The following is a 10,512-nucleotide window of genomic DNA, read 5'->3' as shown; positions in this document are numbered from 1 at the left end:
CACCGGGGCGGCCGGCGTGGTGGCGGCGTTCGCGGCCGGCGGCACCGGCGGCGGGGCCGAGGGGGCGGTGGGGCTCCCGGAGGGGGCGGGGGCCGGACGCGGCGGGGCGGTGCCGTCCTCGCAGCCGGTCAGGGCCGCGCCGAGGAGCAGTGCGGCGGCCGCGGCCGCGGCGAGACGGGATCTGACGTGCATGACGGCCCTCCCGCGGCTCCCGGGTGCCGGGGTGCCCGGTGCCGGAGGAACGTAGCAGTCGGTCGACGCGAGCACAGCGGGTCCGCACATGACACTTCGGTCACGGCGGGACCGGGGCCGAAAGCGAGGCCGGGAACGGGGCCGGGGCCCGCACCATCGGTGCGGGCCCCGGCTCTCGGCTGCGCGTCGGCGTCAGGCGGGCACGATGTTCTCGGCCTGCGGGCCCTTCTGACCCTGCGTGACGTCGAAGTTCACCTTCTGGCCCTCCTGGAGCTCACGGAAGCCCTGGGTGGCGATGTTCGAGTAGTGGGCGAACACGTCGGCGCCGCCGCCGTCCTGCTCGATGAAGCCGAAACCCTTTTCCGCGTTGAACCACTTCACGGTGCCGGATGCCATATGGATTCTCCTTCGGGGCTGTACCCGGGGCCGCACTGTGCGACGCCGGCGTCGCCGTGTTGATTGACCCTGTCCGAAAGCATCCGGAAATTAAGAAGTGCACCCGTCGGAGAATCCGACGGAAGCGCTTGAAATCTTTGGGAACCACACCTGCAACTGAACGTCACCGTAGCACAGAGAAACGGTTCGACCTCGAAGAGTTACTCCACCCGGGGTGGTCCTCAGCCCCGGAATTCCTCCGTCCGGACGGGCGAGGCCTCGGCCAGGGCGCGGGTGACCGCCTCCACACCCGCCCGCAGTCCGTAGACGGGGGTGTCGGGCTGCTGGCGCCAGGAGTCGTCGATGCCGCCGGCGTCGACGGTGTCGAAGCCGAGCTCGTCGACGAGGGCGCGGACGGTCTTCTTGGCGGCCTCGTCGTCGCCCGCCACCGGGATGGCGATGCGGTCCGGGTCGCCGGCCGGACGCGGCCGCTCCAGGATGTCGGCGGCGTAGGTGCCGTTGAAGGCCTTGATCACCGGGTGACCGAGGTGGCGTTCGGTCCAGCGGCTCTCGGTCAGGCCCTCGTCCTCGATGGCGGCGATGCGGCCGTCGCGGCGGCGCGGGTAGTAGTTGCCGGTGTCGATGACCACGAAGCCCTCGGCGGCCCCGTCGAAGAGTCCGGCGGGCAGGTCGGGGATGTTCTTGAGGGGAATGGTGACCACGACGACCTCGGCGTCCCGGGCCGCCTCCGCGACGGTGACGGCGGTGGCCCCGGTCTCCTCCACGAGGGCGGTCAGGGTCTGGGGGCCGCGGGAGTTCGCGACGGAGACCCGGTGCCCGAGGGCGGTGAGCCGGCGGGTGAGGTTGCCGCCGATGTTCCCGGCGCCGATGATGCCGATCTTCATGAGCTCTCCAGTGCGTGCGGAGTCGGATGTCGCGTCCGTCCCAACCCCCGGGTGGCCGCCGGCATTCCTCCGGACGGCGGGCCGATTTCCGGAATCCTCCGTACGAGCTAATTCCGGCCATTTCCCGGACTCCGAGAACCGGTTGGCGGTGCGTCACGTCCTGGAGGGCAGTGCCGGGGACCGTACCGGCACGCAGTCAGAACGGGGAAAGGTACCCACCTGTGTTCACGTTCCCGAGCAAGCGCGCCACGTCCGTCGCCCTGGCGGCCACCGCCGGCGCGGCGGCACTCTCCTTCGCCCTCGTCACCGGTACGTCCGCCACCGCCGCCCCGCCGCAGTCCGTGTCCGGCAGCCCGGAGGGCGCCTTCAGCCGGATCTCCGACTTCTACGGCTCCTACATCGACGCCGTGTACGACGGCGACGGCAAGACGGCCGACCAGCTGCGCTCCTTCTACCTCTCCCAGCCGCTGCGGCAGGAGCTGCAGCGGTGGGAGGAGACCAACCACGCCAACGGCGTGGGCGGCCCCCACTCGATCGTTCACGCGCCGCTGGCGTCGAGCATCTCCTCGCGCTCCACGATCTTCACGCGCTCGCGGCCCTGCGGCTCGCCCAGCGCCTTCTCGGCGGCGTCCAGCCTGTGCCAGCCCTCCCAGGTGGTGAAGCGGACCTGCCGCTCGGCGAGGAAGGCCTCGACCGCCTCCGGCTCGGGGGTGGCCGGCGTGAGCAGGCGGCCCCCGGCGTGGTCGGCGAGCAGGTTGGCGACGGTCTCGTTCGCGTCGCCCTTGGTGTGGCCGATCAGGCCGATCGGGCCGCGCCGGATCCACCCGGTCACGTACGTCGAGGCCAGGTGCCCGCCGTTCTCGATGACGCGGCCGCCCTCGTCGGGAACCGTGCCGGACTCCACGTCCCAGGGGAGCTTGGGCAGTTCGTCGGAGAGGTAGCCGACGGCCCGGTAGACGGACCGCACGTCCCAGGTGGTGAACTCGCCGGTGCCCTTGACGTTGCCCGTGCCGTCGAGCTCGGTGCGCTCGGTGCGCAGGCCGACGACCTTGCCGTCCTCACCGAGGATCTCGACCGGGGACTCGAAGAAGTGCAGGTACAGCTTGTGGGGGCGGTCGCCGATGTCGCGGATCGCCCAGTTCTCCAGGGTCTTGGCGACCATGTCCGCCTGCTTGTTGGAGCGGCGGGTGGTGATCGAGCCCTCGTCGTAGTCGATGTCCTCGGGGTTGACGATGACCTCGATGTTGGGCGAGTGGTCGAGCTCGCGCAGCTCCATCGGGCTGAACTTGGCCTGCGCCGGGCCGCGGCGGCCGAAGACGTGGACCTCCAGGGCCTTGTTGGCCTTCAGGCCCTCGTAGACGTTCGCCGGGATCTCGGTCGGCAGCAGTTCGTCGGCCGTCTTCGCGAGGATGCGGGCCACGTCCAGGGCGACGTTGCCGACGCCGAGCACGGCGACCTTCTCCGCCTCCAGCGGCCAGGTGCGCGGCACGTCGGGGTGGCCGTCGTACCAGGAGACGAAGTCGGCGGCGCCGTAGGAGCCGTCGAGCTCGACGCCCGGGATGCCGAGCGCACGGTCCGCGGTGGCGCCCGTGGAGAAGATCACGGCGTCGTAGAACGCGTGCAGCTCGTCGAGGGAGATGTCGTTCGGGTAGTCGACGTTCCCGAACAGGCGGACCTGGGGCTTGTCGAGCACCTGGTGCAGGGCGGTGATGATGCCCTTGATGCGGGGGTGGTCGGGGGCGACCCCGTACCGGATCAGACCGAACGGGGCGGGCATCCGCTCGAAGATGTCGATGGACACACCGGGAGCGACGGCCGCCTCGGATTTCAGCAGCGCGTCGGCCGCGTAGATACCGGCGGGGCCGGCACCGACGATTGCTACCCGCAGAGGGCGAGGCATGACTTGGGTTCCCTTCGACCGACAATCTGACTGATCAAGAGAACCCTAAACTAAGGCGACCCTTACCCGGCACCCGCCCCCCGGTTATGACCCCATAACCAGACCTTATGACTTACCAAAGCCTGACTTTTGGCTGACGCTACGGGGTCCGCCGGTAGGTGTCGAGGGCGGCCGCGCCCGCCAGCATCGCCAGTCCCCGCGCCGTCAGCCGGTCGCGCCACTCCCGCAGCATCGCGCTCAGCGGCCCGGTTCCGCCCGCCGCCCGGACCCGCTCCAGCACCCGCGCGATCCGCTCCAGGCCGTACCCGCCCCGCCGCAGCTGGTGGGCCAGCAGCGCGTCGCGCACGTCGGCGGAGGTGTAGACGCGGTAGCCGGTGCCCGGATCCCGCCGGGGCACGACCAGTCCGGCCCGCTCCCACGTGCGCAGCGTCGCCGGGCGGATGCCGAGCCGGTGCGCCAACGGCCCGATGAACGTCACTGCCCCCGCCGGCTCGGGCTCCCGCTCCGGCTCGCGCCGCGCCCCTCCCGGGGACGTCGGGCCGCGCAGCGCCTCCTCCACCTCTTCCAGCGTGCGCCGGTCGTCGGCCAGTTGCGCGTGGCTCCCGTCGATCAGCCGCAGCGCCTCCTCGACCTCGCCCCCGTTCACGGCCCGCATGATCGCCCCCGCCGTCGCGTGACCGTGGGCGGGGATCAGCGCCAGGAAGGTCCGCAGCGCCGCCGCGTGGCGCGGGGCGTAGAGGCGGTACCCGCTGGGCGAGCGCCCGGCCGGCGGCAGGATCCCCGCCTCCTCGTAGTTGCGCACCGCCTGCGTGGACAGGCCGTGCTCGCGCGCCAGGTCGACGGGCCGCAACCGCATTTTGAAGGTTTCTCCTCGCTGTCGGGCCATTTCCCGGGGAATGAGCCGTCAAACTTTGCACCGAGGCTTCAACGATACGGTTGAAGTCATGACGGCAACGATCCGGGACGCCGCCCGTCCCTTCACCGGCGGCGCCCTCACCGCCCTCCTGTCCCCCGCCCCCCGCCTGCTCGGTCTCGGCGAACCCACCCACGGCGTCGAGGCCTTTCCCGAGCTGCGCAACGAGCTCTTCCGCCACCTCGTGGAACACGAGGGCTACCGCTCGATCGCCGTCGAGAGCGACTGCCTGGCGGCCCTGGTCGCCGACGCGTACGTCGGCGACGGCACCGGGACCCTCGACGGGGCGATGGAGCGCGGCTTCAGCCACGGCTTCGGCGCCTCACCCGCCAACCGCGAACTCCTGCGCTGGATGCGCGCGTACAACGAGGGGCGGCCAGCCCGCGAGCGGCTCCGCTTCTACGGCTGTGACGCGCCCCTGGAGACGACCGGTGCCGCCTCCCCCCGCCAGGCTCTGACGGAGGTCCGCGAGTACCTCGCCGCCCGTCTCGACCTGCCCTGGAGCGGCGCGGACCTGGACGCGCTGCTCGGCCCCGACGAGCGCTGGACGAGCCCGGCCGCCCTGATGGATCCCGCCCGGTCCGTCGGCCGTACCCCCGGGGCCGGGCGGCTGCGGCTGATCGCCGACGACCTGGGCGTACTGCTCGACGCGCACGCCCCCGACCTGACGGAGGCCACCTGCCCCGACGCGTTCTGGCGCGCGGCCCTGCACGCCCGGACCGCCACCGGACTGCTGCGCTACCACGCCGGCCTGGCCGACACGGCGCCCGGCCGGCTGGGCGCGCTGGTGTCCCTGCGCGACGTGCTGATGGCCGACCACCTCGACGCGATCGTGCGCCGCGAGGCCCGCCGCGGCCCCACCCTCCTCTTCGCCCACAACGGCCACCTCCAGCGCGACCCGAGCCACATGGAGTTCGCCGGTCTGCGGCTGCGCTGGTGGAGCGCGGGTGCCCTGGTCTCCGCCCGCCTCGGCGACCGGTACGCCTTCGCCGCCACCTCCTTCGGCAGCCGCGGCGCCGACGTACCCGGCCCCGACACCCTCGAAGGGCTCCTGTCGGCCCTCCCGTACGACCGCAGCGTCATCGATCCCGGCCGGCTCGCCGCGGCCCTGGACCGGACGCCGCCGCCCCGCGTCCCCGCCGACCACACCTACGCCGCCCTCGATCCGGCCGCCACCGGCCGGGCGGACGCCCTCGTCTTCGTCAGGGAGGTCTGAGGGCCGTCACAGGACCGCGGTGCCCGGCCCCGTGGTGGTGCCCGCTCCCCCGCCGGGCCGTCGGCCCGGCGGCGGAGGGCCCGGGGCGGCCCGGTGGACCCGGGGGCGTCCCATCGGCCGGTGCGGACGGTCTGCCCCGTGCGGGGGCGGGTCAGGCCTCGTACTCGGTGAGGTCGATGCTGTGCAGGACGAGGAGGGCTCCGGTCTCCGGGTCGGTCGCGTTGCCGTCCTGCTTCATGCCGAGCTTGCGGACCACGTTCTCGGATTCCTCGTTGCCCGGCCGGTTGACGGCGACGACGCGGTCCAGGCCGCGGTCCTGGAGGGCGAACTCCAAGGTGGCGTGAGCGGCTTCGGAGGCGTAGCCCTGGCCCCAGAACGGCCGGCCCAGCCGCCAGCAGATCCCCACGGCGTGCTCCACCTCGGCCGRTCCCTCGGGGACGGTCAGGCCCACGGCGCCGATCAGCTCGCCGGAGGCGAGGAGTTCGACGGCGAAGACGCCGAAGCCCTCGTCGTCCCATTCCTCCTCCCAGCGCTCGATGGCTTCGGCGGTCTCGTCCAGGCCGAGGACGGAGCCGTCGCCGATCCAGCGCATCACCTCCGGGTCGGCGTGGATCTCCGACAGGGGGACGAGGTCGTCGTCGCTCCAGCGGCGCAGGATGAGGCGGGGGGTACGGATCTCGGTCATGCCCTCATCCTGCCGAACGCGGCCGACCAGGGGTAATCGGACCCCCTCCCCGCCGTCGGGCGGCCGGCCTCAGGAGACGGTGATCGCGTCCAGCTTGGCCCGCAGGTAGGTGTGCGAGTCGACCGGCTCGTGCACCACCCGTCCCAGCGGGGCGGGCAGGGACTCGACCCGGGTGTGCGGGTCGCACTCGTAGAAGTAGACGAGGGAGAGGAGTTCCTCGGCCGGGGCGTGCGCGGGCGGCGGGAGGACCCGGTGGCGGCCCGCCCGCCAGCGGTCGCCGGTCCAGCGGGCCAGCAGGTCGCCGATGTTGACGGTGAGCGCGGCCGGGTCGTACGGGGCGTCCTGCCAGCCCTCGGCGTCGGTGTGGATCTGGAGCCCGCCGGCGCCCGGCTCCCGGTCCAGGACCGTCACCGTGCCGAAGTCGGTGTGCGGGCCGATGCGGAACTGGCCGGGCAGGGGCGGGCCGACGGTGGCGGCGCCCGGGTACCAGTTGACGTTGAACCCCCAGGTGGGGTGGCCCGTGTGCCGGGTGAAGTGGTCCTCGGGCAGGGTCAGGGCCACCGCGAGCAGCTCCAGCAGCTCGTCGGACAGGGCCCGCATCGCCGCGAGGTATCCGGTCACCAGCGGTCGTAGTTCCGGTACCTCGGCGGGCCAGGCGTTGGGCCGGAACCACTCGGCGTCCACCGACGGCACGCCGGTCGGGTCCTCCGCCGCCCAGGACCAGGATTCCTTCAGGTCGGGCGGGGAGGCCGTCCCCTCGGCGTAGCTGTTGGCCTCGGCGCCGGGGCCGAGCCAGCCGCGCCCGCCGACGCTGACGGCGTAGGGCCGCTTCGCCCCGGGCGGCAGCCGGAAGAAGGAGCGGGCCGCCTCCCGGATCCGGGCGGGCAGCGCCGGGTCCACACCGTGGCCGGTGACCAGCAGGAAGCCTGCGGCCTGGAGGGCCTCGTCGACGCGGGCCGCGGCCCGGGCGCGGGCGGCGGGGTCGCCGGACCGCCACGGTCCGAGGTCGATGACGGGTACCTGGGAACTCACCATGCGGGGGGACTGCCTTCCGGGGTGGGGTGGGGTTGGGGCTCAGGGGCGTTCGAGGCCGCTGCACGGCGGCGCGTAGTCCAGGTAGGGCATGTACGAGGACCACTGCGCGCGCGTGATCCGCGGGCCGGTGTGCGCGCAGGCCCCCGCGAGGGCCCGGTGGAGGTCGGTGTCGGCCAGCCGCAGGGTGGTGTCGAAGCCCCCGGAGGCCAGGGCCGTGCCGTCGGGGCTGAAGGCGACCGAGCCGACGGCGGTGGTGTGCCCGGTCAGGACCGCCAGCGCGGCGGGGCGGCCGTCCCGGGGCAGGCTCCACAGCCGGACGGTGCGGTCGTCGCCGGCGGAGGCCAGGGTGCGCCCGTCGGGGCTGAAGGCCACCGCGCCGACCACGTCGGTGTGTCCCGTGAGGGCGGCGAGCGGGGCGGGGGCGCGCGGGTCGGAGACGTCCCACAGCCGGACCGGGGCACGGCCTCCGGACGCGGTGGCGAGGGTGCGGCCGTCGGGCGCGAAGGCGACGGAGAAGACGGCGGTGTCGTGGCCGGTGACGACGGCCAGCCCGGTGGGCCGGGTCCGGTCGGTGACGTCGGCCAGGCGCACGGTGGCGTCCTCCCCGGCGGTGGCCAGGACGTGCCCGTCGGGGCTGAACGCGACCGCGCGCACGGTGTCGCGGTGCCCGGTGAGCAGCGCGGTCCGCGCGGGCGGCCGCCGGGCGGGATCGCCGACGTCCCACAGCCGTACGCCACCGTCCGCCCCGGCGGTGGCCAGGGTCCGGCCGTCGGGGGCGAAGGCGAGGGCGCGTACGTCACCGCCGTCCGCGGGCAGTTCGGCGGACACCGCCGGGTGGGCGGGGTCGGCCACGTCCCACAGCCGGACGGTGCCGTCGGCGCACGCGGTGGCCAGGAGGCCGCCGTCCCGCCGGTAGGCCACGGCGCGCAGGTCGGCCTCGTGGCCGGCGAGGGTGGCCACCAGAGTGGGCCGATCGGTGCCGTGGGTGCGCCACAGCCGGGCGGTGTGGTCCCCGCTGGCGGTGGCGAGCTGGCGCCCGTCGGGACGGTAGGCGAGGGCGACGACCTCCTTGTCGTGCGCGGGCAGCGAGGTCATCAGGGTGGACAGGAGGCTGTCGCGGGTCCGGGCCGTCGGCGAGAGGCGGTGGGCGGTCAGGCTCAGCTGGACGGCGAGGCCCGCCTGGGTGGCGGCGACGTCGGTGGCGGTGTCGGCGAGGTTCTGCGCGACGGCGTCGTTGCGCTGGCGGGTGACCTCCCCCTCGGCCCGTACGGCGTTGCCGGTGGCGACGGCGGCCACCACGACGAGCACGGCGAGCGCGCCGACCAGACAGCGCAGCCGGCGGGTGCGGCGGCGGGCGGCGTGGCCTGCGGCGGCCTCGGCGGCGGTACTGGCGTCGAGGAACTCCCGTTCCCCGGTGGAGAGTCCGAGGGCGGGCGGGGCGAGGGTCTCGCGGGCCAGGGCGAGCCGGGTGCCGCGCAGCAGCGCGCCGGGGTCTCGTCCCACGCCCTCCCAGGCCCGTGCGGCCTCGGCGACCTGGCGGTGGCGGCGCAGCCGTTCGCGGTCGTCGCCGATCCAGCCGCGCAGCCGGGGCCAGGCCCGGATCAGGGCCTCGTGGGTGAGCTCGACCACGCCCTGGTCCAGGGTCAGCAGGCGCAGCGCGGCGGCGCGGGCGAGGACGGTCCGGGTGTCGGCGTCCTGGCCGAGTTCCTCGCGCGCGACGGGCCGTTTGGTGTCCTCGGTGCCCTCGCCGAGGGCGATGAGGTGGACGAACACCTGTCGGGCGAGGGTCTGCTGGTGGGGGGAGAGGGAGGCGTGGAGCGCTTCGGCGGACTGGGCGAGGGCCCCTTCGAAGCCGCCCGCCGCGTGGAAGCCGTCCAGGGTGAGTGCCGCGCCGCGGCGGCGCCTCCAGGTCTCCAGCAGGGCGTGCGAGAGCAGGGGCAGTGCGCCGACCTGGCCGTGGGCGTGCGCGACGAGGGTGGCCTGGAGGTTCCCCTCGACGGTCAGGCCGGCCCGCCGGGCGGGTTCGACCACGGCGCGGCGCAGTTCGGCGGCGCTCATCGGGCCGACCACGATCTGGGCCTCGTGGAGCACCTCGACGAGTTCGGGGTGGCGGGTGCAGTGCGCGTAGAAGTCGGCGCGCACGCCGAGGACCACGCGGCAGCCGGAGCCGGGGCGCCGGGCGGCCTCGACGAGGGTGGAGACGAACCGGGTGCGTTCGGCGGCGTCCGCGCAGACGGTGAAGACCTCCTCGAACTGGTCGACGATCAGCACCCGTTCGGCCGAGTCGGGCTCCTCGTGGCCGGCCAGGGCCTGCCGGGCCCGGTCGACGGGGTGGGGTCCGGGGGTGAACACGCGGACGGTGGGGGCGGGGGCGTCGGCGCGCAGCCGGGGCAGCAGTCCGGCGTGCAGCAGCGAGGACTTGCCGGCTCCGGACGCGCCGACGAGGGCCACGACGCGGTGGCGGGTCAGGGCGGTGAAGAGGTCCCCGACGAGGCGTTCGCGGCCGAAGAACAGCCCGGCGTCCTCGGCGCGGAACGCGGCGAGTCCGACGTAGGGAAGCCCGTCCGGGCCGTCCTCCCGCGCGGGCCCGGTCGCGCCGGTGGCCTCCGCCGCGTCCCCGGAGCCGGCGGGCGCGGTGGATCCGACGGCGAGTTCCACGGCGACGGCGTGCCAGCGGCGCTCCCACTCCCCCGGGTCGCCGCCGCAGGCGCGCACGTAGGACAGGGTCACGTCCAGGCTGGGCAGCCGGCGGCCCGCGGCGGCCCCGGAGAGGGTGGCCACCGAGTAGTGGGCGCGCGCGGACAGGTCGCGGTACGGCGGGGATCCGGCCTCGTGGCGCAGGCGGCGCAGGGCGGTGGCGAACTCCAGCAGAGGCCCGTCCCCGCCTTCCAGCGGACGTTCCTTGCGTGCCATGCGCGGCCCCTTCCACCCGGCCCCTTTGCTGCGGTCCGGGGTGGATTGTTCAGCAATTGTTTGTTCGCTGCCAGGGCCCCGACGGCGAACAACGGAGGGCGGCTACACCTGGGTCCGTACGGCGGCGGCCGGCCTGCGGACGCGTCGGCACCCGGACGGGTGGCACGGCGGGCACGGGGGTGACCCGGACGGGTGGCACGGCGGACACGCGGGCGGACGGCACGGCGGACGGCACGCCGCGGAACACACCGGAGAGGAGGACCGTAGGGATGAGGCGAACACGAAGGGGCCCGGCGGCCGCCCTGGCCGCTGCGGTGGCGCTGGCGGCGCTCGCGGGCTGCGGCGCGGCCGGGGGGCCGGCGCGGCCGGATCCCGGTC

Annotated in this window: 8 protein-coding genes and 1 pseudogene; 1 reads left to right on the top strand and 8 read right to left on the bottom strand. The window is 74.5% G+C overall.

Annotated elements, in window-relative coordinates; genetic code table 11:
- The 5 genes and pseudogenes from AB4039_RS40175 to AB4039_RS40155 form a co-directional block, all read right to left on the bottom strand.
- Nucleotides 1-192, bottom strand: a pseudogene (locus AB4039_RS40175) (hypothetical protein); the annotation flags it as partial.
- Nucleotides 193-384: 192 nt separating this feature from the next.
- The gene (locus AB4039_RS40170) at nucleotides 385-588 is read right to left on the bottom strand and encodes a cold-shock protein (RefSeq protein WP_030228921.1); all 204 of its coding nucleotides are present in this window, start codon (nucleotides 586-588) and stop codon (nucleotides 385-387) included.
- A 221-nt stretch (nucleotides 589-809) separates the two neighbouring features.
- Complete coding sequence (locus AB4039_RS40165) at nucleotides 810-1,472, bottom strand: NAD(P)-binding domain-containing protein (protein ID WP_266846139.1); 663 nt, start codon at nucleotides 1,470-1,472, stop codon at nucleotides 810-812.
- A gap of 538 nt (nucleotides 1,473-2,010) precedes the next feature.
- On the bottom strand, nucleotides 2,011-3,372 hold the full coding sequence (locus tag AB4039_RS40160; protein WP_266846137.1) for an FAD-dependent oxidoreductase: 1,362 nt from the start codon (nucleotides 3,370-3,372) through the stop codon (nucleotides 2,011-2,013).
- A 139-nt stretch (nucleotides 3,373-3,511) separates the two neighbouring features.
- Complete coding sequence (locus tag AB4039_RS40155; protein WP_266846136.1) at nucleotides 3,512-4,228, bottom strand: MerR family transcriptional regulator; 717 nt, start codon at nucleotides 4,226-4,228, stop codon at nucleotides 3,512-3,514.
- Nucleotides 4,229-4,316: 88 nt separating this feature from the next.
- On the opposite strand from AB4039_RS40155, the gene AB4039_RS40150 reads away from it, so the two are divergent.
- A complete protein-coding gene (locus AB4039_RS40150) occupies nucleotides 4,317-5,501 on the top strand; it encodes an erythromycin esterase family protein (protein WP_266846135.1) in 1,185 nt (394 codons plus the stop codon).
- Nucleotides 5,502-5,652: 151 nt separating this feature from the next.
- Here AB4039_RS40150 and AB4039_RS40145 read toward each other — a convergent pair whose 3' ends face one another.
- The 3 genes from AB4039_RS40145 to AB4039_RS40135 all read right to left on the bottom strand — a co-directional run bounded on the left by AB4039_RS40145 (nucleotide 5,653) and on the right by AB4039_RS40135 (nucleotide 10,134).
- The gene (locus AB4039_RS40145; protein ID WP_442273098.1) at nucleotides 5,653-6,186 is read right to left on the bottom strand and encodes a GNAT family N-acetyltransferase; all 534 of its coding nucleotides are present in this window, start codon (nucleotides 6,184-6,186) and stop codon (nucleotides 5,653-5,655) included.
- 69 nt (nucleotides 6,187-6,255) lie between these two features.
- Nucleotides 6,256-7,221 carry an isopenicillin N synthase family dioxygenase gene (locus tag AB4039_RS40140; RefSeq protein WP_442273097.1) on the bottom strand — a complete coding sequence of 322 codons (966 nt, stop codon included), beginning with the start codon at nucleotides 7,219-7,221 and terminating at the stop codon, nucleotides 6,256-6,258.
- Between the two features lie 39 nt (nucleotides 7,222-7,260).
- The gene (locus AB4039_RS40135) at nucleotides 7,261-10,134 is read right to left on the bottom strand and encodes an nSTAND1 domain-containing NTPase (protein ID WP_442273096.1); all 2,874 of its coding nucleotides are present in this window, start codon (nucleotides 10,132-10,134) and stop codon (nucleotides 7,261-7,263) included.
- Between the last annotated feature and the right edge of the window lie 378 nt (nucleotides 10,135-10,512).

The organism is Streptomyces sp. M-16 (assembly GCF_052114405.1).
Taxonomy (GTDB): Bacteria; Actinomycetota; Actinomycetes; order Streptomycetales; family Streptomycetaceae; genus Streptomyces.
Note: the sequence above shows the minus strand (reverse complement) of the source record. Positions and strands in the feature narration are given on the sequence as shown.